The organism is Gillisia xinjiangensis (assembly GCF_046298265.1).
GTDB classification, from domain to species: Bacteria; Bacteroidota; Bacteroidia; order Flavobacteriales; family Flavobacteriaceae; genus Gillisia; species Gillisia xinjiangensis.
Genome location: NZ_JBKAHK010000005.1, coordinates 1 through 26,413, shown reverse-complemented (window position 1 = coordinate 26,413; position 26,413 = coordinate 1). Strand labels below are relative to the sequence as shown.

Genomic DNA, 26,413 nt, shown 5'->3' with positions numbered 1-26,413 from the left:
CCTAAAGTCAAAAAAAGTCCCGAAATTCGGGACTTTTTTATTTTAAACTATTTTGTACTGAGATTATTTAATTGGCAGTAACCTCTTTTTCTTCTGTCTTTTCAATAGTACTCAAATAGCGTTCGGCATCCAAAGCGGCCATACAACCTGTACCAGCAGCGGTAACTGCCTGCCGGTATTCCTTATCCTGAACATCTCCGGAAGCAAAAACCCCCGGAAGGTTGGTTTTAGTGGACTTACCTTCGGTAACTAAATATCCCATAGAATCCATATCCAGCTGGCCCTTAAAAATATCGGTATTTGGCTTATGCCCAATAGCGATAAATAAACCTGTAATTTCAATTGTTTCCTTTTCCCCAGATTTGTTATTCACCATTTGTAAACCTTCTACAACCTGTTCGCCTAAAACCTCATCAACCTGGGTGTTATATCGAAGATCTATATTTTTGGTGCTTGTCACCCGGTGCTGCATCGCTTTGGAAGCCCGCATTTCATCACCTCTAACCAGCATAGTCACTTTTTTACAAATATTTGCAAGATAAGTAGCTTCCTCGGCGGCGGTATCTCCCCCACCAACGATGGCAACTTCCTGATTTTTATAGAAAAAACCATCACAAACCGCACAGGCAGATACCCCGCCTCCTCGTAAACGCTGTTCACTTGGAAGTCCTAAATATTTTGCCGTTGCTCCTGTAGAAATAATAACTGTTTCAGCTTCTACCCAGGTAGCATTATCTACACAGGCTTTATGGATCCCTCCGGGTTCTTTGCTAAATTCAACTTCCGTTACCATCCCAATCCTCACCTTTGTTCCAAATCGCTCAGCTTGCCTTTGCATGTCAATCATCATTGCAGGCCCATCTATTCCATCTGGATATCCGGGAAAATTGTCAACTTCAGTAGTAGTTGTTAGTTGCCCTCCTGGCTCCATTCCTGTATATAACACAGGATGCATGTCTGCACGGGCTGCATATATCGCCGCAGTGTAACCCGCAGGACCCGAGCCTATTATCAAACATTTTATTCTTTCGATTGTATCGGTCATTTCATCTGTTTTTATTATTGTTTTAGCGGTCTCCCGATAGCTATCGGAAGTAACATCCAAATAATCATTCTCCTGTGTGAGAAATTTTACTCTCATGGATGTTTCATATAAATTTAATACTGTAAAAGTAGGAACTTTAGCCTTAACCTTACAGTAATTTCTGGTTAGTTTTGACTTTTGATTAAGATTAACAAAGTTCAATTTATGCCATAATTTCTAAAAACTCAAATGTTTGCTTTAAAATATACCTTTAAAAAGTACCTTTGCCTTGAAAATGGAAATATCTCTCTTTAACATACTCGATTTACTGGGAACCATGGCTTTTGCTATTTCTGGAGCTTTAGCCGCGATGCACCGAAAACTTGATCTTTTCGGAATTTTCATAATAGCTTTTGTGACCTCTATTGGAGGTGGAACGCTTAGGGATATACTGCTGGGTAACACCCCTGTTATGTGGATGGAAAACACCATTTATATGTACTTAATAGGACTCGTAACAATTCTTGCAATCATCTTTAGAAATAAGATCAATTATCTAAAAACCTCACTTTTTCTGTTCGATACCATTGGACTCGGAATTTTCACTATAACAGGAGTGGAAACGGGAATTCAAAATGGCCTTAGTCCAATAGTTTCTATAGCTATTGGAGCTATGACAGGAACTTTTGGAGGAGTGATACGTGATATTTTATGTAACGAGATCCCGGTGATCTTCAGGAAGGAAATTTACGCAACAGCTTCCATTCTTGGTGCGCTGACATTCGTGATCCTGTATGATTTAGGGGTCAATACAGATGTAATCTATATAGTTACCTCGCTTATTGTTATAAGTATACGACTGGTAGTTGTAAAATATAAAATTTCACTGCCCTCTTTTACACTTTCTTCTGAAAATAAACAATCTTAAAAATTATTGAATTTATCATTCCTTCGCAGAAAACTCACGTGATTTGTCAAAGAAAGAAATATCCCGGAATACCGACCGATGAAATCTCACCCGGACGGAATAGTATCTATAAAAACGGGTTTAAAATTAAACCCCGTCAGGATTTAAATCAAGACGGGGTACCTGAAACTTTTACCTTGATAATTTATAGCGGAATATTCCCGTGTTTCCTGTCTGCCCGTAACACCTTTTTATTTTCCAGCATACTAAAGGCTTTTAGTAATTTTCTTCGTGTATCCTTAGGCATAATCACCTCATCTATAAATCCTCGTTGTGCCGCTTCAAATGGAGTGGCAAATTTTTCGGCATATTCGGTTTCTTTTTCAGATAATTTCAACTCCGGATTCTCAGCTTCCTGAATCTCTTTCCTGAAAATAATCTCACTGGCACCTTTTGCTCCCATTACTGCAATTTCAGCAGTTGGCCAGGCAAAATTAAGATCGGCTCCTATGTGTTTGGAATTCATCACATCATAAGCACCTCCATAAGCTTTCCTCGTGATAACCGTAACCCGCGGCACAGTGGCTTCGCTAAGTGCATAAAGCAGTTTGGCGCCGTGAAGGATGATACCGTTCCATTCCTGATCTGTACCCGGTAAAAATCCCGGAACATCCACCAGTACCAAAAGAGGAATATTAAAACAATCACAAAAACGTGTAAATCTTGCCGCTTTTTTAGAGGAATCAACATCCAATACCCCGGCAAGGCTCATGGGTTGATTTGCCACAATTCCAATACTTCGCCCGCCTAATCTTGCAAACCCAACAATAATATTTTCGGCATAATTCTTATGGATCTCAAAAAAGGAATCTGCGTCGATAATACCCTTGATAACCTCATGCATGTCATAAGGCTTATTAGAGCTGTCCGGCACAATATTATCGAGCTTTTCCCGGTGTTCATCCTCAAATACAAAGGGCAGCTTTTCAGTGGTTTCCTTATTGTTCTGCGGAAGGTAACTCAGCAGTTTTTTAATATCTTCCAAACAGGCGATATCACTCACAGAAGTGAGATGCGTTACGCCAGATTTAGTAGAATGTGTACTTGCACCTCCCAGCTCTTCAGAAGTTACATTTTCATTGGTCACCGTTTTTACCACATTTGGCCCGGTAACAAACATATAACTGGTATCCTGTACCATCAAAGTAAAATCTGTCATCGCAGGGGAATAAACCGCACCTCCTGCACAGGGGCCCATAATTGCAGATATTTGCGGAATAACTCCGGAAGCCTGCACATTTCTGTAAAAAATATCGGCATAACCACCCAAAGAACGCACTCCTTCCTGGATCCTTGCACCGCCAGAATCATTCAAACCAATTATAGGAGCTCCCACCTTCATCGCATGATCCATTACTTTGCATATTTTTTCGGCGTGAGTTTCAGATAAAGATCCTCCAAAAACCGTGAAATCCTGAGCAAAAACATAAACCAGCCGGCTGTTAATAGTTCCATAACCGGTTACAACACCATCCCCGTAGAACTTTTGGTTTTCCATTCCAAAATCGGTTGTACGGTGCGTAACCAGAATTCCAATCTCTTCAAAAGAACCTTCATCCAGTAAATAATCCACCCGTTCCCTGGCGGTTAATTTCTTTTGATGGTGCTGTTTGGCGATCCGTTTTTCACCGCCGCCTAAATGTGCCTCCGCAATTTTATTCTTTAATTCCTCTTTATTTTGGCTCATAGTATCTCTTTAATTCGGTAAACGCAACAATTCCTGATCCTTCAAATACTGTTGTAACGCAACAAGAGAAGCGAGTTTTGCTTCCTCTTCAATCTCAGAATGCAGTTTATCTGCAGAATAATAATTCTTCACAAAGTGGGTATCGAAATTTCCGCTTCGGAAGGCTTCATGCTCAAAGACAAATTTTCCAAACGGAAGGGTGGTCATCACTCCTTTTACCTCATAGTTTTTGATCGCTTTCAGCATTAACTGTATAGCTTCTTCCCTGCTCTTCCCGTAGGTGATGAGTTTAGCAAGCATCGGGTCGTAATAAATGGGCACTTCCATTCCTTCCTCAAATCCGTCGTCGAGACGAATTCCTTCGCCACTCGGAGTTCTGTAACGCTCCAGGGTTCCCACACTGGGCATAAAATCATCCAAAGGGTCTTCGGCATAAATTCGCAGTTCAACAGCGTGTCCGGAGATCTTCAAATCCTGTTGTGAAAAGGCGAGAGTTTCACCCCACGCTACTTTTATTTGTTGTTCTACCAGATCTATCCCGGTTATAAATTCGGTCACCGGATGTTCCACCTGTAACCTTGTATTCATTTCCAGAAAATAAAAATTCTTGTTTTCATCCAGCAAAAACTCAACAGTTCCCGCTCCTACATAATCACAGGCCTGAGCGACTTTAATTGCCGCATCCCCCATTTTTTTACGGATTTCTTCCGTTAAAACCACAGAAGGTGCTTCTTCCACCACTTTTTGATGTCTCCTTTGTATGCTGCATTCCCGTTCAAAAAGATGAAGTGTATTTCCGTGAGTATCGGCCAGGATCTGAATCTCAATATGCCGCGGAGAGGAAATATATTTTTCGATAAAAACAGCTCCATCTCCAAAGGCGGATACCGCCTCACTGATGGCACGTTTCATTTGGTCTTCCAGATCCATCTCCTGTTCCACTATCCGCATCCCTTTTCCGCCACCTCCTGCAGAGGCTTTTATCAAAATTGGAAAACCAATTTCATTTGCGATTTTCTTGGCCTTTTCAACATCTGTAATTGCCTCATCAATTCCGGGAACCATAGGTATTCCAAAGTTTTTTACAGCATCTTTTGCTGCAAGTTTACTTCCCATAATCCGGATCGCTTTGGAACCCGGGCCAATCCAGGTGATACCATTTTTCTCCACTTTTTCAGCAAAATCGGCATTTTCAGAGAGAAAACCATATCCGGGATGTATTCCATCCACCTTTAATTCCTTTGCGACTTCTATTATTTTATCGCCCAATAAATACGATTCATTTGAAGGAGCTTCGCCAATGCAAACAGCTTCATCTGCAAATTTAACGTGAGGTGCATTCCTGTCGGCAGTAGAAAAAACAGCAACTGTCTTGATGCCCATTTTTTGAGCCGTTTTCATAACCCTTAAGGCAATCTCCCCGCGATTGGCTATTAATATTTTTTTCATTTATTCAATTTAATTTTCACCAGAAAACATCAATTCTATTTGATGATCTTCATAGCCAATTATTTATACCATATTCATGTAAATGGAATTTTTTATTACTCCCCCTTCGGATGCTGGGGGGCGTCCATCTCTATCAATAACTGATTTTTTTCAACCGTTTCTCCTTTTTTAACAGAAATTGATTTCACTACCCCGTCCCTGGGTGCGGTTAAGGTGTTTTCCATTTTCATCGCTTCCAGAACAAGCAAATAATCTCCCTCTTTTACGGCATCCCCTTCTTTTATATTTACATCCAGGATCAATCCCGGCATAGGTGCCTTAATATCGTTCACAACTACCGCCTCGCCCAAAGACAAGCCCATTTCTTCGATAAGAAGATCGAGTTCATTGGAGATAACCACTTCATAAATATTGGAATTGATCTTAACCGAATACGTTTTTTTATTGAAGGCAGCTTCTAAAATTTCAGCCTTGAAAGAACGACCTTCCTTTAAAACGTGAAATTTAGTTGGAGCGATTTTTTGTGTATCTAAAGAGGATATTTCTTCATTTCCGAAATTGTATTCCAGCGAATCATTTACGATGACCTTATATCTGTTTTGCATATTATTAATTTTTAAACCCTGCTTTTCAGCAAATGCTGTAAATATAGAAAATTATGAATGCTATTTATAGGATAATCTCAGGAAAATGCTATAAAAAGCAGTCTATGAATTCTTTCAGATGCCTCTATTTAATTTATAATATTTCAGGTTTTGAGATTTTTTAAAAACAAACGAAAAAACCCCACAGTTTGTAAAATCTGTGGGGTTAATATATGTTTATTACTTTATTATTAAGCCTGTTTTGAAATTTCCTGTTGGGAAGCTTTGGCTTTTTTTCTGAAGGGAAAAATCAGCTGATTTTTGAAATCTTCGGGAAAATCCTCATCTCCATGAAATCCCAGTTCAATATTCTTTCCATCGCTGGGGACATAAGCCGTTCCGAATAAATAATCCCAGATACTTAAAGAAAGTCCGTAGTTCATTCCGTAGGGATGTTCTTTCGGAAGCTCTTTTGAATGGTGCCAGATATGCATTTTTGGATTGTTAAAGATATATCCAAAAGCTCCGTAATTCCATCCCACATTTGCATGATTCAAATGCCCCACAAAAACAGAAAACATATGCACCACAAAGAATTCCTGGATGCCAAAACCAATCATAGCCAGCGGAATATATTGTACGGTTTTGTAGACGATGGTTTCCATAAAATGAAACCTGAACTGTGCAGCAAAACCCATTTCTTTCACGCTGTGATGCACTTTATGAAATTCCCATAACCACGGCTGCCGGTGTAATTGGCGGTGAATGTTCCACTGAATAAAATCGGCAATGAAAAACATCACTAATAACTGACTCCATGCAGGCCAGGTTTGCACCTTAAAAGCCACGATATTCTCTATCCCAAACAGGCCTAAAAAATCATTAAAAAGCTCCACTCCCACGTTGGAAATCGCATTAAATCCTATCAGAGAAAAGAGGAAGAAATTAAAAAGAATATAAAAACTGTCGAGCCAGAAACCTTTTCGGAAGATCTTCTGGTTAGTTCTCCATGGAATAAGAATTTCAACAAACCAAACCAACAAGGACACCGCAATAAGCCAGTAGAAGTAATTATTCCAGGATGGATTGGAAATCTCCTGAACCAGATAATTGAAATAGCCAGTGAAAGATTCCAGTATTATATTAAGGTACTTTTCCAACGATTGTCAAATTTTAAAAAATTATGTTACACCTTAGACGTAAGATGCAAAAATACATAACAGGTTATAAGTGCATAGTAACAATTGTTACATATTATGGGATTAAAGTTCATCTGTGATCAAGAAAAACCTTCGCTTTAACAGCATCTTTCTGATTTTTCAATTCGTTGATCTTTGCTTCCGAAACCCGCTCGATTTTTGGAGTGACAAGGATTTTTGCTTTAAAGGCATCTTTCAGTAAGAGCACATAATCTGTAGAAAAAGTATCGGGAATTTTCACAATGACTTCATCCACGCCGGCAATTCCTTTTTTGGCTTCAATCACAAAATTCTTTATTTCATCCAATCCATTCAATACTTCAATGATGTTTTGAGGATATACAGTTGTTCCCTTTAGTTTTATCATCTGGCTTTTTCGGCCAATCAAGGAACTTAGCCTAAGCGTGTTCCTTCCGCATTCACAGGGTTTTTCAGAATATGTGAGTATATCACCGGTTGCAAAACGCAGCAAGGGCATCGTTTGATTTTGCAAAGTTGTAATTACCAACTCCCCGGGTTCTCCTTCTTTTACGTGTCCTCCTGCTTTATTGAGTATTTCAGTAAATATAAGATCCGGCTGGATGTGATTTCCATTGTGAAATTTGCATTCGGTAAAAGCAGTGGCCATTTCTGTAGAGGCATAGGTGGAAAACAATTCAATATTCCACAGATCTGCGATTTTTGTTCCTAAGGCATTCAATGAATTATCCAGGTTCCGGATGGGTTCTCCAATGCAAACCGCAGCCTTTAGTATTGAGTTTTTATAATCTATTTTATGTTCTATGGCATATTCAATCATTTTAAGCAGAAAGGAAGGAACCGCTACCAGATAATTGGGTTTGAAACGCTCTATGGAATCCCATTGCAATTGTGGCAATCCGCTGCCGGTACGCACAATTCCCGCACCGAGTTTCCGCAGGCCCAAAAAATAAGCCATCCCGGCCATAAAGCGCCTGTCCAGAGTAGTGGTTATTTGTACAACATCTTCTTTTTTTACACCTACCAATTCAAAAGATCGCATTTCATTTAAGGCAAGACGTTCCAAATCGGGTTCATTCAGCGCCAAATTGACCGGTTTTCCCAAAGTGCCGGAAGTCGTTACAAAATCGATAATTTCGGTTTTTGGGACACAAATAAAATCTTCATTGAAACGCTGGAGATCTTCTTTGGAGGTAATTGGGATTCGACGTAAATCTTCATAAGTGACTATATTATTCACGTCGATATCAAATTCTTTGAATTTTTGCTGATAAAATTTACTGTTCCACTGAAGATAAAGAAGTTGCTTTTGCAGCTCCAACCATTGAATTTGCTTTATATTTTGAATTGATGTTCTTGATTGGTCCAACATATACTATAGTTTTCTATAACTTTTTTTGATCATTTTTTCAAGATATTGTTCATCAAGACTTGTGGGTACTTCCCTATGCAATGCCTGTTTAAAATAAATGACAGCCTTCCTAAAATTCCTTTTCTGAAAATAATACTGCCCGGCCATAGAATAGGCTTTCCAGTAATATGGATTTAAAAGTATCAATTGATCCAGCTTTTTTTCTGAAATGTTTTCTTCCGAAGAAATGGCGTACTTAATTTCTTCATTTAACTTCCTGAATTTTTCATAGTCCCTGAACTCTTTAGAATTCACAAAATCGGCTTCCGGAATACTTTCAGCAATATCTGCAACACTTTCAGCCACATTTCCCTGCTCGAATTTTTGGAAAGCAGCTACCAGATCATAAGCTACAAATGCTCCCAATTGATATGGATTGGCAGAAACCCATACTTTTCGTGCATCTGGCTTAAATAGGATCCCATGATGCGCCAGCAATTGATTTATGGCTTTCTCATTTCCATACCCCAATTTTGAACCTTCTAAACCTTCCGTATTTCTTAAGATCGCTGCAGCTTTATCGGGAGTGAGCTTATCATTTTGTGACAGCAATTCCTCCATTCTATCAAACCTGTATTGGGTATGACTTTCTTCAATGGTTTTTAAATTCCTTCTATCTCCTGTATATTCAGCGCTTTGAAAATGGTTGCTGCATATTAGCTCATCAGCATTTTCAACTTCATAAACTCCAAAATTCCTTGGAGAAACTTCTATTAACAGTGCTTTTTGTTCCCTGGCGCTTCCTATCATAATGGCTTCAGAAACAAAAACCTCTTTTTTTTTGGCGATCTCAATCGCTTCAACAGTGGTTTCTGCATATTGAAGTATTTCCCTGGCAACCAGTGAAATTGGCGTTTTTGCCATTAATGGTATATTCGATTTTCCGGCATTTATGGTAACCGAAAGGCCTTTTTCATTCATTCCGCTTACTGCTCCTATCATTCCGCCCCAGGTATACATCATGAATTTATGGCCCTTTTCGGGATTGATAAAAGCTACTATCTTTTCCCGGGCGAATTCATCGTTTACGTAAAAATCGAAATTCCGTCCTAGCATTAACTGTCCGTCCTGAGTTTTAGAATCCCAGGCAGCGAAAGAAGTACATCCAACCAACATCAAATCCTGTAATGCATGTCCAATATCATGCGCCCCATGAAGATAAAGGGATTGCAAATAAGAAGATGCAAAATTATCATCTTTTTCAAGTGCAAACCTGGAAACTCCATAGATCTCAGCTTTATACTCTTCAGTAACATGCAGGTACAGTTTTCGGTTAAAAAAAGCCACAACTTTTTTTAGAAATTTCTGATATCCTTCTTTAGGCACCAGGCTTTGGATTTTGCTCATAATTGCTTCTTCCTGGATGTGCATTAATTCACGGGTAAGACTTCCGCCCTTTAGCCCACGTTCCAGGGCATTTCCTTCCAAATACAATTCCCATATCCCATACTCGTTTTTAAGGAGTGTGTTCTTTCCAATGGAAAACAGGCTATCATTATGTTGAACCCGAAGGGTATCAATATTCTCAATTCCGGTAAGATCTGGAAAGGTTTTAAATGGTTTTTGAATACTACAGGAACTTATCAGTACAGTACTAAAAAGGAATATCAATATGTTTGAAAGCCTGTACATCATTTATCATTCCTTGTGATTACTCCATTTTTCGCAAAACTACAATGTCATTTTGCCTGTAACTTATTTCAAAATCAAGATCGAGTATCCACCTGTAAACATATTCGGGATCTAAAATGATCACGGTTTTGGCCTGTTTTGAAATCAGATCTCTAATTTCCCCATTCATATGATAAAGTGGTGCTTTTGAAAGAATAAAAACTTTAAAATCCTTTATTTCTGAAGGAATTGAATCTGAAAAATCTAGCCGTTCTGTCTTTGCAGCAAAACAATTTTTGGCGATCACTAATTTCTCCGGATCTGGCTCTATTCCTACGATCTCAATTCCTGGTTTTTTGTAATTCAAATAGACAGGAAGTATTCCCAGTCCCGAATAAAAATGGATCACCTTATCACTTTCCTCCATAAATGCTGAAAGTTTTAAATAACGCTCTTTTTCTTTCTGAAACTGTCGCCTGACTTCCTTAAAAACCGACTTGAAACGGTAATTATCATAAACCGCGCTTTTAAAATACAATTTATCACCTTTATACCGGTTGCCTGAATTGCTAAAAATCTGGTTGATGCTCAGCGCTGGTTTTCCCTTTTTAATCCTATTCAGAAAAAGCAAAGCAAATAAATATCCCTGTAAAATAAATGCCACTAAAACCGCTGAAACAACCCCTATAATTGAAACCATGGAAATAGATCTAAGCGCAGGATGTTCGGCAAAAAATAAAGCCCCAATACCCAGTAACGTAGTGATTACAGAAAGCAAAATGGAAGTACGATAGGTCTTTAAAACCCTTATCCCGGTTTCATATTCCCTCAAAAATCCGTTGGTGATAAAAATGCTGTAATCCAGGCCTAAACCAAAGATGAAGGTAGAAATGATGATATTCAAAATATTGAACTGTATATTTAAAACCGCCATAATCCCCAGGGCGATAATCCAGGTGATAACAATAGGCAACAGGGTAAAAATACTCAGTTCAAAAGATCGGTATGAAAATAATAAAATAATAAAAACCGCGATAAGCGAATAGGCAATAAGGGAATTGAAATCCTCCCGAAGGTTTCCTAAAAAACTCTCATTTATTTGCTGCCGATCTATAACCATCAGGTTTTCTTTCCCCTTAAATTTTTCGACAAGCAGCTCAAGATCATCTTTTTCAACATCTACTGAAGTTGTTACCGTGGCGAAATCTTCCCTGGAAGAAATAAAATCGTCTAAATAAAGGTTTGTGGTTTCCCTGTAATCATTTAAAAGAATTGGATTGAAATCTTTTGAGAGCAAATTGTAAAAACTCTCAAAGCTTTCAGCTCTAAATCCAAAAGTTTCTGATTCGTCAATGAGATCACTTTTTACGCTGTTTCTTTTCTCCGGTGTCCAGAAATCTTTCCATCGTGCTATTTTTTCCACCTGTGTACTGGTAGACAGTACCACTCCTCCAAGACTGCTGAAACTGCTGATTTTTTCCTGATTCTTTAGCTCCTTTAATTCCTTGTATAGATCATTATTGCTTTCTAAAGACTCATCGATGCTATTTCCGTAGGTTATGATATGTACAGATTTTGATGCCCTTCCTGCAATATCCTGAATTCGGTTCTCTTTCTGCTTAATTTCTTTCGGTTCAAAATTGATGGCAGATAGATCTTTATTGAATTCAACTTTCGTGAAAAAGAACAAGCCGCCAATAAATAAAAGGAGCATCGCTATTATAAGGATGTGTTTTTTATGAAAATCTATTCCGGCGATAGAATCCAGAAAAGTATTTCTATCCTCAGAAACCCCTTCCGGAACCTGGTAGAACAGCGGGATTAGAATAAGTGCAAAAACCGAAGCCACCGCTACACTTATGGCAGCAAAAATACCCAGATCGTTCAAAGCTTCACTTCTTACAAAAAGCAAACATAAAAAAGCGACGGCGGTGGTACTGCTGCTCATAAAAACCGGAATGGTTACCTCCTTATACAGCTTTTGAATATTGCGGTTTTTCTTGTAGTGAGTTAAAATATGCAGGGAATAATCTATGCTTATTCCCAGTAAAATAGCGCCAATCCCGATAGAAATAGCCGAAATATTTCCTTTTAAAAGATATAAAATCGCAATGGCGGTAATCCCCCCTAACAATCCCGGAATAAATAGAAGCAGAGGAACATAGATCCTGCGGTAATAATAAATCAGCAGTAATAACAGAATTCCCACAGCAATTCCTATCGTGATCTTAATATCTTTTTTAATTTGACCGGCATTGGCCACTGAATATAGAACACCACCAAAAAAGTCTCCTTCAACCCCTTCAAATTTTTGATTTAATCCTTTCTGAATTGTTTTCAACTTCCCTAAAAAAAAGCTGTTCTTATCGGTTTCCGAAGATGGTAGGGAAGGCGTTAAAAAAAGCAATACATGGTGTTGATCTTTAGTGATAAGGAAATTATTATAAATCTCAAAATCATCTCCTACCTGCAATTCCTTCAGCTTTTCTAAACCCAGGGAAGTAATTGAGAGCGGATCCTTAAAAAGGTATTCTTTGGTAACCAGCCCGGTGGGGGAAATCAGGTTTTTGTAGTTGTTCTTTAATCGTTCCTGAATAAGTTCCTGGCCAAGCCGGGATTCAATATCCTGATAATCGGCTTCATTCAGGAAAAGCGGTAAATTGTTATAAATAAAGTCATAGATCTCCCGGACTCCTTCCTCCGGAACTTTTCCCTGAATATTTTTAACATATTCCGGAAGCTGAATGTTAACCGAATCTATAAATTGCTGTGCATATTGAGTGAGGGCTTCAGGATTCGCTTCCCCTGAAGTTGAAGAAACAGAAACGATGATCTTATCGGAAAACCTGGTTTGATCCAGAACTTTTTTTAGAATATTTTGTTGTTCCCCGGATGGGATCAGGCTGGAAACATCTTCCTCCAGCGTTATTCTGGATGCAAGAAAAAGAACGATCGCCAGGAATGAAAAACCAAGTACAAACCCGATAGCTTTATTCTGACGTAAAAAGGTATATATTCTTAACATCTATGATTTCACAACCTGCTTTGGGTTAAAAACCGAAAATAAGAAATAAAAGACAACCCACAGTGAAGATGCAAGGATTCCTGCAAGGGCAATACTTCCTAAAAGATACTTCCAGAGACCCTGAAAAACTTCTGTAGAAGAATCGAAATCGGTTAAATTCACTTCCCAGCTAATTCCATTTCCTGTGATTAGAGAACCAAGTTGATAACTGGCATAAATTATCACCGGGATAAGCGGAGGAATACTGATATTTGAAAACAAAAAGGCGATCACTTTATTCAATTTAAAAACCGCAGCCAGCAAAAATACCAGCAGCGTATGCAATCCCCAAAGAGGTAAAATCCCTACAAAAATACCTAAAGCCACCGCAGCTGCTTTTTTATGGGCCGGCTCCTGACTTTTAAGAATATCTTCATTCCAAAACCGTTTGAATCCTTTTTCCCTTAAATCCCTGTATTTGTTGCGTGGATGTATATAAAAGAAACTGGCCATTACAAACCAAATATATAATAACACGATACGCACAATATCTTTGAACGGCCGGAAATGGGAAACCCGGTTCTCCTTATCGTAAAAAACCTTTATAGGAATATTTCTGACCTCCACATTTCGCCAGGCTGCTTTAACTATAACCTCTATCTCCAGCTCGAATTTTTTGGTGAACAATTTAATTCCATTTACCGCTTTCAGAGGGTAAAGCCTGTATCCGCTTTGGGTATCGTGTAATTCGGTTCCGGTAACAACCAAAAACCAAAAATTGGAAAATTTATTTCCGGTGGAACTTTTCCCCGGAATTCCATCCTGATTCATATTCCGGTCTCCCACCAGTAAGAGCTCAGGATCCACTGCTTTTTTTGATTCCAGTTCGCTTAAAAATATATCAAGGTCATCCGGATAATGCTGCCCGTCTGAATCTATCGTGATCGCATACTCATAACCCAGTTTTTCTGCCAGTTTGAATCCCTGCTTTAAAGCTTCCCCTTTTCCCTGGTTTTTTTCAAAATGAATAAGTTCCACTTGAGGAAATTGCTCTAAAATAGCAGAAGTGCCATCTGTAGAACCATCATTGATGATAACCAGGTTATTTGTGTAAAGAAAAAGATCCTGAATAACGATAGGCAGTGTTCCTTCATTATTGTAAGTGGGCATTAGGATACAACACTTTAAGGAATCGAAGCGGGATTGAAATATGGGTGATTTGCTCAAAATTCAGCTGGATTTTAATGCAAAGATATTATTTATATTCGGCTTGGGGCAGCAGGCTTTTCTTTCAATTAAAAAATCAAATGACAATCTTATATTCCGAACTTATTTTTAATGAAATATTCCCCTTGTGCTTAGCGATTCCTTTAAGTTTTACAACATCCTGTTCCTGAAATATTTCAGAATAAAGAAAAAAATGATCATCGGTGTTTGGATCCACGACCGCCATAAATTTAACATTACTTGCCTTCTTAAGCTGAAGTTTTCTATTGGTTTGTCTTTCTGCTTCCTCCTTGAAAAGTTGCATCAGGATTACGCCGGGAGTAACCGGAAGTCCCGGAAAATGGCCGTCGTAAATAGCATGATCCTTATTGATTCGGATCTCTGTAACAAACTCATTTTCTATTTTTTCTGAATGTACTACCGAATAGAATTCCTTTAGAAGCATTTCCATTTGAATTATTAATTAGCTACTAAAATAGACAGAAAATTAACCTTTGGAGGTAAATGGAAAGGTATTTTTATATAATTGTGACTCCAAAAGAATCAATCCTTAAAGATTGCAGGATCTATAGGCTGATTGATTTGAACGTTTTTAAAATAAATCTCTGTGAAATCCCCGGAATCTTCTACCAGTTTCACGGAATTCACCAGGTTCTTGCTATTGAAGATTAAAACTATTTGAGCAAACATTTGCCGCAGGGAAGGATCCCGTGGAATAAGCACAACCATTTTATCATTATTTACCCGAACGTACGTGAAATCGAAGTTTTTTGTATCGGCCAGTAATTTCCCATTCATACTTCCGGAAATAAGGCTGAACAGTTTTTCAAAAAGTTTATTGGATCCCAAATCGGTAACACTTTTTTCACCTTCATCGTCAATATGAAGCTGTGCATCTTTGAAAAGAATCTTAAAATTATAGGGTTTATAATACTCCCACTTAAGGATATCTGGAGATTTAAAATACAACTTTCCGGAACTTACCGCTTCAGCCTGCATCATCTGTATATATTTCACCTGAAGGAAATCACCGGACATGGTTTCAATCTCATCTGCCTGTCGCTCCACATGTTCCCTGAAATCTTTAACTGCTGAAACTGAAATAGGAGTTTGCTGTGCAAATACAGAAACAGAAAATAAAAAAATAAGGATCTTAATAATACGCATCTATTTGAAATAAATCATCTACCCGAACCGGGGAATAATTGTTATCCTGCAGGAATACCAACAACTGTTCCAGTATTTCTACCGATGCAGAATTGTTATCGTGCAGCAGGATTACATCCCCCAAACGGACCTTTTTTAATATTCTTTTTAAAATATATGTCTTCGAACTCAATATTGCATCATACGACCGCACATTCCATCCAATCACCTTATGACCCGAAATTTCAAGTGCTCTTTTTGTTTTCGGATTAATTATACCGAATGGCGGACGGAAAGTCCTGAGTTTCACCCAACCTGTTTTTTCGGCAATCTCATCACATCTCCGAATTTCCTCTAAAATTTTGGAGGAGGACAAAAATCCCATTTTTCGGGTATGCGAATAGGTATGATTCCCAACAAAATGACCATTTTCCAGAATTTTTTTAAATATATCAGGATTTTCTTCAATATTCTTACCAATACAGAAAAAACTTGCCTTTACCTGATATTTTTCCAAAATCTCCAGAATTCTCAAGGTGTTTTCAACAGGACCATCATCAAAAGTGATCGCTATTTTTTTATCTGAAACAAACCTGTTATTGTTAAATGCTTTTACAAAAAAGTTGAATTGAACATTCGTGGACACAATTAGCAAAAACAACAAATATCCGGCAGCAAATCCCAGAAGCAGCCAAAAAAAAGCAATATTGAAAGAAACAAGCAGCACTCCCAAGAAGAAGAGAAAAACAACAATGTTATTGATCAATTTGTAATTCACCGGGAGCTTAGTAAAATAATACTGTGATTTTCACCAAGGTATTGATTATAAATCAAAATATTCTTTGGAGTCTTAACCGGAACCGAATTGAGTTTTAATATCCCTGGAATTACACCATTTTTAAGGATGTTGCAAGCCAGCCAAACCGCATATCCGGAAACGGTATTATAATCTCCAACCAGGTGTTTATAGCCTAACTGGGTTCTATTTCTGAAAATCCCAGCTTGCAAATCAGCATAAAAATGGTCATACCCGGAATCCCCATTATTTCCAAAAATTACCAGTTCGATTGCTTCTTCTGTTAAACTATTTTCCTTCAGAAAACTATGTATTCTTTCTGAAACATCTTCAGAAGTATGTGAATTGAAAACAAGTACATTAAGCAATTCTGCATAAGTTCCTAAAGTTTTCGTAGATGAAATCGAAAAGAAATGAGCTCCTTCTGAAGTGATGGTCCCGGGAGATTCGGTTTTAAAAAGATCAAGATTGCGGGTTTCGTCCTGCTTCAATTGCCCGTCTAAATATAGAAATGGCGTGATTTTTTTTGAAACCTCATCCACTCCCCCAACCAAAACAGTATCCAGTTCCGGTTGTTCCAAAAACTGTAGCTGAGCATCCATAAATGCAGATTCCAACGAACCGGAATTTTGTGTATAGGTCACGTTATAGGCTTTACACTTCAAGTTAAGCGCAATTTGCCCTCCCACCGTGTTATGGGTAGATTGAATAAAAGCAGTTGGTGAAAGGAATTCTTCATGCTGTTCCAGCAGGGTTTCCAGAAATTTTTCTGTATCCTGCTGGCATCCCTGACCTGTGCCCGTGATAATTGCGCCAGGCATTGAGATTTCTGCATCTTTCAAAGCAATTTTCGTCGCCGTGAGTCCCATTTTTATCGCTCCTGACATTCTCCTTAATGCAGATGCAGGAATAAATTCTTTATAATCGGGAGTGATTGCGGGGATGATATTTTGATGATATTCTGCAATAGAACCTGAAAAAACAGCATTTCCCGCCTGGGCTGAAATACTCGCGATCCCATTGATATAAAGCTTATTTTTCATCCCTGCTAAAAATTAAGGAAGTACAATTCCCGCCAAAACCAAAGGAATTGGAAAGCACATACTTCAGGTTTTTGGATGTTAGCTCTAAAACAGGTTGAATCCCTGTTTTCTCCATTTTAGAAGAAAAATTGAGATTGGGAAATATCTGATTATTTTGTAAGCTCAGCAAACTATAAACTGCTTCTATCGCCCCTGCAGCAGCCAGTGTATGTCCTGTAAAAGCCTTGGTAGAGCTAAGTTCGGGTATTACTACCCCAAAAACCCGTTGGATTGCCATGCTCTCTGAAAAGTCATTATTATTTGTGGCCGTTCCGTGAGCATTGATGTAATCTATTTTATTTGAAGAAATCCCCGCACTTTTTAGTGCTTTTTGCATCGCCAGAAAAGCACCTTCCCCGGTTTCAGAAGAAGCGGTTTGATGGAAGGCATCGTTAGCATTTCCATACCCTGTAATCCTTCCCAGAACCTGCTTCCCTGCCAAATATTCATCTGCTTCCAGAACAAGATAGGCAGCTCCTTCCCCTAAATTTAAACCATTTCGGTATTCATCAAAAGGTTTGCAATTTTCAGAAGAAAGGATCATCAGGGAGTTAAAACCGTTCAGGGTGAATTTTGTTAAGCAATCTGTTCCTCCTACCAGTACCCGCTTTAATTTCCCGGCCTTGATCATACGGGCCCCCAGCATGATAGCATTTGCCGAGGAGGAACAGGCAGTGCTTATCGTGGTAACAAATCCCTGAGTTTTTAAATAATCGGAAATCCGGCCAGTAGTGAAGCCAGGATGTTGCGCCTTAATAAACCTTCTTATTTCAGCATTTTCGGCGAATTCCTGAAAATATTCCTCGGTTTTGTCCATTCCCCCAACACTACTTCCGGATATAAATCCGGTTTCATTTAGTTCAGTTTCAGTAATTCCGGCCTGGGAAATTGCTTCTTTTCCTGCAATGCAGGCTAAAAGAGCAGCCCGGGTAAACGTATGATTTTCAGGTAATTTTAATTTTTTGACAAGAACTTCATTTGAGTTTTTGATCTCACCAACCGGTAAATTTGTATGTCGGGTCTTAAGGATTTCAGGAAAAGAAATTCCGTGTTGTTTGGCACAAAGGGCGCTGTAATTTTCTTCCACATTGTTGCCAATGGAGGAAATAATTCCCATTCCGGTAATGGCAATTCCTTTCTCCATGTATTATTTGGTACGGTGCGCTTCTATATATTCTGCCATTTTATCTATGGAAATAAAGATCTCTTTCCCCTGCTCTGGTTCTGTTAATTTAATTCCGTAATCTTTTTCAAGCAAAACGATCAATTCCAGGGCATCTATGGAATCCAGTCCCAAGCCGTCTCCAAACAAGGCATCGTCATTTTCAATATCTTCCACCTCAAATTCCTCCAAATTTAATTGTTCAATAATGCTCTGCTTCAATTCCGTGCGTAAATCACTCATTTTCAAAATGGTATAGTTCTTCTAATTTTTCTACGGAAAAGGGAACTTCCCCATTCCTTGAAATCAGGCACAAAAATACATCATATTCGGCGTTTTTCCATTCTATCCACCCACAAACCACAGCACTTGTCTTTAAGCTATCCAATAAAATTTCAGAATAATCCTTCAGTAACCCTGCATCAAACCTATTTGAAATAAAAAATGCATTTTCGCTTTGAAGCTTATGTCTAATACTGATCTCACCCAGAACAATATTGGGTAGGGTATACACGAAAACAGCGGGCGAAACGGTAGTTTCCATCAAAATTCTGTGCTGTTTATCTGTTTCCAGACTTGATGTTGAATTGGAGAAAACAAGGGCCGTATCGGCTGAAATTTCATTATTTCTGAACAGTATCTCTGTAGCCAAAATCCCAAGTTTACATAAGGCATCCATTTTATGGAATTTTGGATAGGCAATTTCAAGAAATTTATAGGCTTCCTTTAAAAATTCCTGTCCTGGCTTTTCAGAAAAAAAGAGCTGCTTTTCTCCGTGAAAAATCCTTTGATCCCGGATCCTTAAGGAATCGGATATTTTATAGCCTTTACTCATCTTCTTCCTTTTTAAATACCAGGGCCAGATTACAGCCTCCAAATCCCGAAGCGGTTTTTAAAGCATATTTAAGCGGAATACTTTCAAAATTTTCAATCAAATTAAGCGGTTTTGAAACCCCTATTTCATCAAAATTAAGGGAAGGGTATAATTCGTTGTTTAAGAGGCTGTGTTTGGTTAAAACACTCTCCAACAAAGCCGAAGCCCCCAAGGTATGCCCATAATATCCTTTAAAACTGTTTACAGGGACAGCGTCTAAACCAGCCCGGTTCAAAGCGATCGCTTCCATTTCATCATTAAAAATAGTAGCCGTTCCGTGTGCAGAAACATATTGAATTTCTTCTGAAGTTATTTTGGCATCTTTCAGTGCATTCTGAATGCTCTTATACAAACCTTCCGCAGTTCTGGACGGTGCGGAAATATGGCTGGCATCGTTGGAGGATGCATCCCCTATCAAACTGATATTGTTTGTATTAATTCTTTTCTCAGAACTCACCAGCATAGCCGAAGCTGCTTCCCCAAGGCTTATGCCGTTTCGGTTTTTGGAAAAAGGTTTGCACGGATAATCGCTTAAGGCCTGAAAAGACTGGAATCCGGAAACCACAAAATCTGAAACCAGATCCCCGCCTACAATTATGGCCTGTTCAAATTTCCCTGCACTAATAAATCGCTTTGCAATTGCAATTGCCAATCCACCGGAAACACAGGCATTGGAAACAAGTATAGGTTCCGATTTAAACCTGAAAAAATCTTTGATGACCTGGCCGAGTTCAGTCAGATAAACCCTTTTTTCTGGAAAGGCATCGTTTTCCTGCAGAAGATCTATATTCCCTTTGGTAGTGGAAACTATAAGGGAGGTTTTACTTCTATCTAAATCGGGGTTTTTGGAAAGTATTTCGTGTACCGCAAGCAGCATCATTTTCTCGAGTTTGGTGAAGTTTTGAGGATTACCAATTTTGGAGAAATGTTGGTTTAAAATTTCATTTTCTATGATACCGGCATAAAATCCGCCGGAATCTAAACGCTTATTTTCATGGAATACCAACCCGGAAATTTTTTTTCGAATGGCGTTAAGATTTTCAGAAACTGAAAATCCCAGGGGGGAAATAATAGCATCATCAAGCAGGTACATCTTCTTCATTTACAATAATCCTATTTGTCTACAATAATCCCATTTTCTTTTTCCAATCGGCAAAAAATGGCGGATTTAATAGTGATAACTCTCTTTTTTCATTCAAAAAAACCTGTACGGTTTGTCCTGTACAAATGAGTTTATCCGATTTGAAAATTTTATATTCAAAGACGATCTTTGCAGCCGCCGAATTTACGAAGGTTGTTTCCACCATAAATTCATCTCCATACGCTAAAGGCAATTTATGTTCACAGCCAGATTTAACTATTGGTGTGGAAAATCCATGTTCTCTTGCGTGTGAATAAGAAATTCCATGTTTCAGGCTAAAATCTTCTCTTCCTTCTTCAAAATATTTCAGGTAATTCCCATGCCACACGATTTGCAAAGGATCGCATTCATGAAACCTGACTTTCATGATCGTGTTTGTTTTTAAGATATCTTGCTGGGACATTAGTCTACAGTAACTGTTTTCATTTCAGAAATTGCAATCACTTTTCCCTCTTCATTTTCAGTTTTTGCGGAAACTGAAGTTACATTCATGATCTCATGAAGGATTTCAACATAGGTTTTTAATTTGGTTCCGGCTTTGGGAAGTTCAAATATCTCTACTGATTTGATAACACCTATAAATCCGGTTTTAGGTTTGGTGAGCCCGGCTAAAAATCCGTGATACCCCCTGTGCAGGGACATGCTTTGCGCCATATGTTCGATCAATCCGGGTTCTGAAAAAATCGAATTTTCTACCAGAATATTATCCTCAGGGATATCAAAACCGGTTGTTCCGGAAAGGTTGGTATATTCAAACAAGGTGTCTACCATCACAAAAGGCGGCTTTTGCGGAATAAGTTCCAGGATCCTTTTTAGGCTAACAATAGGTCCCAAGAGTAGATTTTCTGTCATAAAGCGGGGTTTAGTTAAAATCGTTCCAGAAATCGTAATAATTATACCATTGATAAGGATATTTTCTCACCATCGTTTCCAGGTTTTCAAGATACAATTTTAAAAGTTCTTTCCCTGTTTTTTCGTTTCCGGTTGCCGGCCGTGCATAAAAGTGATAATGGAAATTCTTTTCCCTCATAATATGCACAAACAACACGGGAATAGCATTTCGAACAGCCAGTTTAAATGGGCCTTGCGGAAATTGTGTTTCTTTCCCTAAAAACTCAGCGGTATAGGTTTTAGAACCTTTTAAATACCTGTCGGCTGCAAAAACAAGCAATTCGTTTCGATCAAGCACTTTTCGCATTTCAAAAATATGGGAAAGATCATCTTTCAAAACGATGGTTTTTAAACTGGCCTTTCCGGTTACAGATTCCAGGTAATTCTTAATTTGCTGATGTTCAAAGTCAGACATAACTAAATTAACAGAAGCAGGGTTGATTTGATCATCAAAAAATTGCTTTGCCAAATTAAAATTCCCGATGTGTGCAGTGAGCAGGATGCCTCCTTTTCCTTGTTTTAAAAGATTCTGAATATTCCCAATCCCGTCAAACTCAAAACTGTATTTGTGTTTAGATCCGGTTGCGATGGCGAACTTGTCAAGCTGAATCTTTCCGAAGGTGAAATAGCTTTTATAAACATTTAAAGCGGCCAGAAATGTTGAATAATTCAACCGCTTCCTAAAAAGATAAAAGGTGCTTTTGGTTGAGCTAAAAGAAAAAACTATAAAATAAGCGGCCACAAACAGCAAGACAAAATAAGAAAAGTAAAGCCCGAATGTCTTTATAAAAAACACATAAATCCTTAATCCCAATACCGATCCTCTGGATTTTCCTTGCCAATTCGCCATACTATGAATACAAGCCCCCGTTGATATTGATGACCTCCCCGGTAATATAAGAAGCTTTTTTTGAAGCCAGAAAAACCACCAGCTCTGCAACTTCTTCAGCTTCCCCGAAGCGGTTTAACGGAATCTGTTTTTTGAGTTCCTTTTCATCAAATTCTGAAGTCATATCGGAAGTTATAAAACCCGGTGCAACTGCATTTACCGTCACTTTTCGTTTCCCGATTTCCTGTGCCAGTGCTTTTGTAGCGGCTACCAAAGCCCCTTTTGCCGCCGAATAATTCACCTGGCCTGCATTTCCCTTCAATCCTGAAAGTGATACTATATTGATGATCCGCCCGTAACGCTGGGTGAGCATATTTTTGAGCAAAGGCTGGGTAACGTGATAGAAGCCGCCTAAAGAAGTGTTTATCACAGCATTCCAGTCTTCGGGTTTCATCCATAAAAAGAGTCCGTCCCTTGTAATTCCGGCGTTGTTTACAAGTACTTCTATGAGTGAATCAGGATTGTTATGCTCCCATGCTTCCAGGATCTCCTTTGTTTGCTCCGGATTGGAAACATCAAATTTCAACAATTCACAATGTACCCCTTCAGCCTGAATATTTACCTTGGTTTCCAAAGCGGCAGCATCATTGGAATTATAGTTAAGCAAAATATTATAGTTTAAATCGGAAGCCAGTTTTATAGCTATTGCCTTTCCAATCCCACGGGAAGCTCCTGTTACCAAAGCGTATTTTTGTTTCATAATTCGGGATTGGTTAATTGGTTGATTCGTTAATCGAATTTTTATTTATGGATTAATTCCTTTTTCCACTTCCCTAAAAGGGAGAAGAAGAATTTCCGCTCGATTTAGTAAAAACTTCCATCTTTTTCAGACGCTATTTCTCTTGTCTCTTTTCTATATTCTTTTTTCTATTTTCTATTTTCCATAATTCGGACTTTTTTTAGCCACGAATGCACGAATGTTTTTTAAAGTCTTGACTCCTGGCTCTTAAATTTTTGATTCTAACTTTTCAGTCTCTTCTCTTTATTCTATTTTCTCTTCTCGAATCTTGGCTCGTGGCACTTAAATTTTGAATCTTGAATCTTAAATTCTAAACCTCATTTTCCTTGATAAAATTCTTCACAGTTTCAAGAATTGGAGACAAAGGGATATCTTCTTTAAATTCCGGAATGATCTCCTTTAAAATATTCAATTTATCCCTGGTGGCGGTTGATAATTCCCCGTTAAAATCCAGATATCTCAAAGCCTGAACAATTGTTACCACTTCTACTGAAAGCACTTCAAAGGCATTATCGATCACCGTTTTTGTGGTACTGGCAGCATTGGTTCCCATACTCACAATATCCTGATTATCGTTATTATTCGGAATACTGTGAATGTACATCGAGGTGGAAAGCATCTGGTTTTCGGCGGTGGTTGAAACCGCGCTGAATTGAGCACCCTGCATTCCAAAATTGAGACCCAGTTTGCCAAGATTAACAAAAGGCGGTAAAATGTTGTTCAGCTTGTTATTCAGCAAATAATTCAGCTGTCTTTCAGCAAGCATACTAAGTTTTGTAATCACCAGTTTTAATTTATCCATCTCCAAGGCAACGTAATCTCCGTGAAAATTTCCACCGTGATAAACCTGCTTTCGCTTTACATCAATAATTGGGTTATCGTTGGCAGAATTTACTTCTTCCAATAAAATATTCTGTGCGTTTTCTATAGTGTCGTATACCGGACCTAAAATTTGCGGCACACAGCGCAAACTATAATATTCCTGAACTTTTTCCTTAAAATATTCCTTTTCTGAATTGTTTCCGCTGTATAAATGTTCATTCCTGTCCCGGGTAAGTTTGCTGTCCTTAAGATGTTCCCTCATTTTAGCTGCTACTTTTTGCTGACCGATATGCAACTTGGAACTATTCAATTCTGATGAAAGGTGATCATCATAAGCCCGCACGATTTCATTGATCGCAGAGGAACAGAAAATAGACCAGTTTAATAAACGTTTGGCATAAATAATATTTACAATACCAATACCCGTCATAGCTGAAGTCCCATTCATAAGAGCCAAACCTTCCCTTAATTCAACCTGAATGGGTGTTATGTTTTCTTCTGAAAAAACATCGGCGGTTTTCCTGTGAATCCCTTTATGAAAAACTTCCCCTTCCCCAATCAACACCAAGGCAAGGTGAGCCAGCTGCACAAGATCTCCCGAGGCTCCTACCCCACCGTGTTCGTAAATTAAAGGTGTAATATTTTTATTGATAAGCTCCTGCATTGTTTGAACTGCAGAAGGATGAATACCCGATTTTCCAAGTGCGAGGGTATTAAGGCGGGCAAGCATAAGCGCTTTCACATATAACGGCTCCATGGGCTTCCCCATTCCTGAAGCGTGGCTTCGAATAAGATTGTATTGTAATTGCTTGCGGTCCTTGTCCTTGATTTTATATTGAGCCATGGGTCCAAACCCGGTATTCACCCCATAAATGATCTTGTTTTCTGAAAACTTCTTCAGAAAATCAAAGCTTTCAGAAATACGGTCCATAACAGTTTCATCCAGTTTAATTTTATTTTCCAAAAAAAGAACCTGGAAAAAAATATCAAAATTAAGGGGATCTTTAATGTGAAGCATAGGCCTGAAATCCTTGAATTGGGGTTATTGATCTTGAATTCGTGGTGTTAAAACTCTTAACAAATGTACTATATTTACCCCGCAAATGAAATGGAATGAAAAAGGAAATTGCAGATGTCTTAATTATTGGTGCCGGTCCTTCAGGGATGGTATCTGCCGCATATCTTCATAATCAGGGAATTAATGTGATAGTAGTGGAAAAAGCTGTTTTTCCCAGATTCAGCATAGGAGAAAGCCTTATTCCTCAATGCATGGATAATCTCGAAGAAGCCGGTTTGTTGGGAGCAGTTAAAAAAGCAGGGTTTCAGAAAAAATTCGGTGCCCGTTTTATAAAGGGAGATCAGTTGGGAGAATTCGATTTTAGCAAGAAATACGGAAATGGATGGGACTGGACCTGGCAGGTTCCAAGAGCCGATTTCGATATGGTTTTGGCCGATGAAGTATCCCGAATAGGAGTAGAAATTCTATTTGGAACTGAAGTTCTTAGCGTGAAATTTAAAGGAACCAACTCGGTCACTACCATCAAAAATCCTAAAGGTGAGGTATCTAAAATTCACGCAAATTTTATAATCGATGCAAGTGGATTTGGACGCGTGCTGGCAAGGCAGTTAAATTTGGAGGCAAAACCTAAAATTGCAGCCCATTCCTCAATTTTCACACATATTACTGAAACCAAGCGTCCAAAAGGAAAGGAAGGGGAACTTATAACCTTTGAGGTTTTGGACACTGGTGTCTGGTTTTGGTATTTTCCATTTTCCAATGGAAACTCAAGTCTTGGATTTGTAGCCCCAAATGAATGGTTCGACAATTTTTCGGAAGACAATTCTGCAGCGATGAAACAAATGCTAAAGAAACTGGAGTACTATAAAAACAGGTTTGATGAATATCCCTTTTTATTTGAACCTCAAAAAATTGAAAACATATCCAAAAATGTTTCGGAATTGTATGGGGATGGTTTTGTACTAACGGGGAACAGTGCAGAATTCCTTGATCCGGTTTTTTCTTCCGGAGTATCTTTTGCCACCGCTTCCGGACTGCTGGCTGCAAAACTGGTTGTAAAGCAATTTAGAAATGAAGAAGTGGACTGGGAAAAAGACTACGTAGCCTATTTAAAAAGGGGGATCGATGTGTTTTCCACCTATGTAAAGGAATGGTATTCCGGGAATCTACAAAAGATCATTTTTCATCCTTCCCCCCGGCCGGAAATCAAAGCTCAAATTTGCGCTGTTTTGGCCGGATATGTTTGGGATGAGACCAATCCATTTGTGAAAAAACATAAACGCATCGTTAAAAATGTATCCAAACTTATTGAAATGGAAGAAAATAAACTTTGATTGAAAAAGATAAAAATCTGAGGTCAAAGGATTTAGTTTATCAGGCTTAATTTAAGTTGAAAAAAGTTTTAAAAGGTTTGCATTGTATGGAGGTAAAAGTTACATTTGCAACCGCAAAATACTTGCGGAGTTCATTTAAATGGAGAGTTGCCAGAGTGGTTAATGGAGCAGTTTGCTAAACTGTCGACGAGCAATTGTCGCGTGGGTTCGAATCCCACACTCTCCGCTGATAAATTCAAGGTTTAAGGTTCAAAATTCAAGTTGATTTGAAATTTTTGAAATATTGAAATTTAAATAACAGCTTTAGCTGTTATCTCGGGGTGTAGCGTAGCCCGGTTATCGCGCCTGCTTTGGGAGCAGGAGGCCGCAGGTTCGAA

24 protein-coding genes and 1 tRNA gene are annotated in these 26,413 nt (G+C 38.6%); 3 read left to right on the top strand and 22 right to left on the bottom strand.

Features of this window, described 5'->3' with window-relative positions:
* Window positions 1-67 precede the first annotated feature (67 nt).
* Window positions 68-1,045 (bottom strand): thioredoxin-disulfide reductase, encoded by a 978-nt coding sequence (gene trxB, locus ACKGJN_RS09585; RefSeq protein ID WP_409539563.1) that lies wholly within the window; start codon window positions 1,043-1,045, stop codon window positions 68-70.
* Window positions 1,046-1,319: 274 nt separating this feature from the next.
* Between trxB and ACKGJN_RS09580 the strand changes: the two genes are divergently transcribed.
* Entirely contained in the window at window positions 1,320-1,952 is a 633-nt protein-coding gene (locus ACKGJN_RS09580; RefSeq protein ID WP_409539269.1) for a trimeric intracellular cation channel family protein, read from the top strand.
* A gap of 184 nt (window positions 1,953-2,136) precedes the next feature.
* Here ACKGJN_RS09580 and ACKGJN_RS09575 read toward each other — a convergent pair whose 3' ends face one another.
* The 21 genes from ACKGJN_RS09575 to ACKGJN_RS09475 form a co-directional block, all read right to left on the bottom strand.
* The gene (locus tag ACKGJN_RS09575) at window positions 2,137-3,678 is read right to left on the bottom strand and encodes an acyl-CoA carboxylase subunit beta (protein ID WP_409539268.1); all 1,542 of its coding nucleotides are present in this window, start codon (window positions 3,676-3,678) and stop codon (window positions 2,137-2,139) included.
* Window positions 3,679-3,687: 9 nt separating this feature from the next.
* On the bottom strand, window positions 3,688-5,127 hold the full coding sequence (gene accC / locus ACKGJN_RS09570; RefSeq protein WP_409539267.1) for an acetyl-CoA carboxylase biotin carboxylase subunit: 1,440 nt from the start codon (window positions 5,125-5,127) through the stop codon (window positions 3,688-3,690).
* A 95-nt stretch (window positions 5,128-5,222) separates the two neighbouring features.
* On the bottom strand, window positions 5,223-5,732 hold the full coding sequence (locus ACKGJN_RS09565; protein WP_409539266.1) for an acyl-CoA carboxylase biotin carboxyl carrier protein subunit: 510 nt from the start codon (window positions 5,730-5,732) through the stop codon (window positions 5,223-5,225).
* A gap of 230 nt (window positions 5,733-5,962) precedes the next feature.
* A complete protein-coding gene (locus ACKGJN_RS09560) occupies window positions 5,963-6,871 on the bottom strand; it encodes a sterol desaturase family protein (protein ID WP_409539265.1) in 909 nt (302 codons plus the stop codon).
* Between the two features lie 109 nt (window positions 6,872-6,980).
* On the bottom strand, window positions 6,981-8,261 hold the full coding sequence (locus ACKGJN_RS09555; RefSeq protein ID WP_409539264.1) for a phenylacetate--CoA ligase family protein: 1,281 nt from the start codon (window positions 8,259-8,261) through the stop codon (window positions 6,981-6,983).
* 3 nt (window positions 8,262-8,264) lie between these two features.
* Window positions 8,265-9,935 (bottom strand): C45 family autoproteolytic acyltransferase/hydolase, encoded by a 1,671-nt coding sequence (locus ACKGJN_RS09550; RefSeq protein WP_409539263.1) that lies wholly within the window; start codon window positions 9,933-9,935, stop codon window positions 8,265-8,267.
* 16 nt (window positions 9,936-9,951) lie between these two features.
* Window positions 9,952-12,936 carry an MMPL family transporter gene (locus tag ACKGJN_RS09545; protein ID WP_409539262.1) on the bottom strand — a complete coding sequence of 995 codons (2,985 nt, stop codon included), beginning with the start codon at window positions 12,934-12,936 and terminating at the stop codon, window positions 9,952-9,954.
* The gene (locus ACKGJN_RS09540) at window positions 12,937-14,085 is read right to left on the bottom strand and encodes a DUF2062 domain-containing protein (RefSeq protein ID WP_409539261.1); all 1,149 of its coding nucleotides are present in this window, start codon (window positions 14,083-14,085) and stop codon (window positions 12,937-12,939) included.
* A 133-nt stretch (window positions 14,086-14,218) separates the two neighbouring features.
* Window positions 14,219-14,593, bottom strand: a complete 375-nt coding sequence (locus tag ACKGJN_RS09535; RefSeq protein ID WP_409539260.1) for a hydroxymyristoyl-ACP dehydratase — start codon at window positions 14,591-14,593, stop codon at window positions 14,219-14,221.
* Window positions 14,594-14,685: 92 nt separating this feature from the next.
* Entirely contained in the window at window positions 14,686-15,309 is a 624-nt protein-coding gene (locus ACKGJN_RS09530) for a LolA family protein (protein ID WP_409539259.1), read from the bottom strand.
* Window positions 15,296-16,066, bottom strand: coding sequence for a polysaccharide deacetylase family protein (locus ACKGJN_RS09525; RefSeq protein ID WP_409539258.1), 771 nt, complete (start codon window positions 16,064-16,066; stop codon window positions 15,296-15,298). The genes ACKGJN_RS09530 and ACKGJN_RS09525 overlap by 14 nt, the downstream gene beginning before the upstream one ends.
* Entirely contained in the window at window positions 16,063-17,127 is a 1,065-nt protein-coding gene (locus ACKGJN_RS09520) for a beta-ketoacyl synthase N-terminal-like domain-containing protein (RefSeq protein ID WP_409539257.1), read from the bottom strand. Before ACKGJN_RS09520 ends, ACKGJN_RS09525 begins: the two co-directional genes overlap by 4 nt.
* Window positions 17,117-18,310, bottom strand: a complete 1,194-nt coding sequence (locus tag ACKGJN_RS09515; RefSeq protein ID WP_409539256.1) for a beta-ketoacyl-[acyl-carrier-protein] synthase family protein — start codon at window positions 18,308-18,310, stop codon at window positions 17,117-17,119. The genes ACKGJN_RS09520 and ACKGJN_RS09515 overlap by 11 nt, the downstream gene beginning before the upstream one ends.
* A gap of 3 nt (window positions 18,311-18,313) precedes the next feature.
* A complete protein-coding gene (locus tag ACKGJN_RS09510) occupies window positions 18,314-18,571 on the bottom strand; it encodes a phosphopantetheine-binding protein (protein WP_409539255.1) in 258 nt (85 codons plus the stop codon).
* Entirely contained in the window at window positions 18,564-19,163 is a 600-nt protein-coding gene (locus tag ACKGJN_RS09505) for a hypothetical protein (RefSeq protein ID WP_409539254.1), read from the bottom strand. The genes ACKGJN_RS09510 and ACKGJN_RS09505 overlap by 8 nt, the downstream gene beginning before the upstream one ends.
* Entirely contained in the window at window positions 19,156-20,304 is a 1,149-nt protein-coding gene (locus ACKGJN_RS09500; protein WP_409539253.1) for a beta-ketoacyl synthase N-terminal-like domain-containing protein, read from the bottom strand. Before ACKGJN_RS09500 ends, ACKGJN_RS09505 begins: the two co-directional genes overlap by 8 nt.
* Window positions 20,305-20,323: 19 nt before the next feature.
* On the bottom strand, window positions 20,324-20,710 hold the full coding sequence (locus ACKGJN_RS09495) for an acyl-CoA thioesterase (protein WP_409539252.1): 387 nt from the start codon (window positions 20,708-20,710) through the stop codon (window positions 20,324-20,326).
* Between the two features lie 35 nt (window positions 20,711-20,745).
* On the bottom strand, window positions 20,746-21,195 hold the full coding sequence (locus ACKGJN_RS09490; protein WP_409539251.1) for a hypothetical protein: 450 nt from the start codon (window positions 21,193-21,195) through the stop codon (window positions 20,746-20,748).
* Window positions 21,196-21,205: 10 nt separating this feature from the next.
* Complete coding sequence (locus ACKGJN_RS09485; RefSeq protein WP_409539250.1) at window positions 21,206-22,084, bottom strand: LpxL/LpxP family acyltransferase; 879 nt, start codon at window positions 22,082-22,084, stop codon at window positions 21,206-21,208.
* Window position 22,085: 1 nt separating this feature from the next.
* A complete protein-coding gene (fabG, locus tag ACKGJN_RS09480; RefSeq protein ID WP_409539249.1) occupies window positions 22,086-22,823 on the bottom strand; it encodes a 3-oxoacyl-ACP reductase FabG in 738 nt (245 codons plus the stop codon).
* Between the two features lie 349 nt (window positions 22,824-23,172).
* The gene (locus tag ACKGJN_RS09475) at window positions 23,173-24,702 is read right to left on the bottom strand and encodes an HAL/PAL/TAL family ammonia-lyase (protein ID WP_409539248.1); all 1,530 of its coding nucleotides are present in this window, start codon (window positions 24,700-24,702) and stop codon (window positions 23,173-23,175) included.
* Between the two features lie 95 nt (window positions 24,703-24,797).
* Between ACKGJN_RS09475 and ACKGJN_RS09470 the strand changes: the two genes are divergently transcribed.
* Window positions 24,798-26,036 carry an NAD(P)/FAD-dependent oxidoreductase gene (locus ACKGJN_RS09470; protein WP_409539247.1) on the top strand — a complete coding sequence of 413 codons (1,239 nt, stop codon included), beginning with the start codon at window positions 24,798-24,800 and terminating at the stop codon, window positions 26,034-26,036.
* 141 nt (window positions 26,037-26,177) lie between these two features.
* A tRNA-Ser gene (locus ACKGJN_RS09465) sits at window positions 26,178-26,262 on the top strand.
* Window positions 26,263-26,413 lie beyond the last annotated feature (151 nt).

Coding starts and splice junctions, on each gene's coding strand:
- trxB (WP_409539563.1), bottom strand. CDS start 1,045: ATGACCGATACAATCGAAAGAATAAAATGTTTGATAATAGGCTCGGGT.
- ACKGJN_RS09580 (WP_409539269.1), top strand. CDS start 1,320: ATGGAAATATCTCTCTTTAACATACTCGATTTACTGGGAACCATGGCT.
- ACKGJN_RS09575 (WP_409539268.1), bottom strand. CDS start 3,678: ATGAGCCAAAATAAAGAGGAATTAAAGAATAAAATTGCGGAGGCACAT.
- accC (WP_409539267.1), bottom strand. CDS start 5,127: ATGAAAAAAATATTAATAGCCAATCGCGGGGAGATTGCCTTAAGGGTT.
- ACKGJN_RS09565 (WP_409539266.1), bottom strand. CDS start 5,732: ATGCAAAACAGATATAAGGTCATCGTAAATGATTCGCTGGAATACAAT.
- ACKGJN_RS09555 (WP_409539264.1), bottom strand. CDS start 8,261: ATGTTGGACCAATCAAGAACATCAATTCAAAATATAAAGCAAATTCAA.
- ACKGJN_RS09550 (WP_409539263.1), bottom strand. CDS start 9,935: ATGATGTACAGGCTTTCAAACATATTGATATTCCTTTTTAGTACTGTA.
- ACKGJN_RS09545 (WP_409539262.1), bottom strand. CDS start 12,936: ATGTTAAGAATATATACCTTTTTACGTCAGAATAAAGCTATCGGGTTT.
- ACKGJN_RS09540 (WP_409539261.1), bottom strand. CDS start 14,085: ATGCCCACTTACAATAATGAAGGAACACTGCCTATCGTTATTCAGGAT.
- ACKGJN_RS09535 (WP_409539260.1), bottom strand. CDS start 14,593: ATGGAAATGCTTCTAAAGGAATTCTATTCGGTAGTACATTCAGAAAAA.
- ACKGJN_RS09530 (WP_409539259.1), bottom strand. CDS start 15,309: ATGCGTATTATTAAGATCCTTATTTTTTTATTTTCTGTTTCTGTATTT.
- ACKGJN_RS09520 (WP_409539257.1), bottom strand. CDS start 17,127: ATGAAAAATAAGCTTTATATCAATGGGATCGCGAGTATTTCAGCCCAG.
- ACKGJN_RS09515 (WP_409539256.1), bottom strand. CDS start 18,310: ATGGAGAAAGGAATTGCCATTACCGGAATGGGAATTATTTCCTCCATT.
- ACKGJN_RS09510 (WP_409539255.1), bottom strand. CDS start 18,571: ATGAGTGATTTACGCACGGAATTGAAGCAGAGCATTATTGAACAATTA.
- ACKGJN_RS09505 (WP_409539254.1), bottom strand. CDS start 19,163: ATGAGTAAAGGCTATAAAATATCCGATTCCTTAAGGATCCGGGATCAA.
- ACKGJN_RS09500 (WP_409539253.1), bottom strand. CDS start 20,304: ATGAAGAAGATGTACCTGCTTGATGATGCTATTATTTCCCCCCTGGGA.
- ACKGJN_RS09495 (WP_409539252.1), bottom strand. CDS start 20,710: ATGAAAGTCAGGTTTCATGAATGCGATCCTTTGCAAATCGTGTGGCAT.
- ACKGJN_RS09490 (WP_409539251.1), bottom strand. CDS start 21,195: ATGACAGAAAATCTACTCTTGGGACCTATTGTTAGCCTAAAAAGGATC.
- ACKGJN_RS09485 (WP_409539250.1), bottom strand. CDS start 22,084: ATGGCGAATTGGCAAGGAAAATCCAGAGGATCGGTATTGGGATTAAGG.
- fabG (WP_409539249.1), bottom strand. CDS start 22,823: ATGAAACAAAAATACGCTTTGGTAACAGGAGCTTCCCGTGGGATTGGA.
- ACKGJN_RS09475 (WP_409539248.1), bottom strand. CDS start 24,702: ATGCTTCACATTAAAGATCCCCTTAATTTTGATATTTTTTTCCAGGTT.
- ACKGJN_RS09470 (WP_409539247.1), top strand. CDS start 24,798: ATGAAAAAGGAAATTGCAGATGTCTTAATTATTGGTGCCGGTCCTTCA.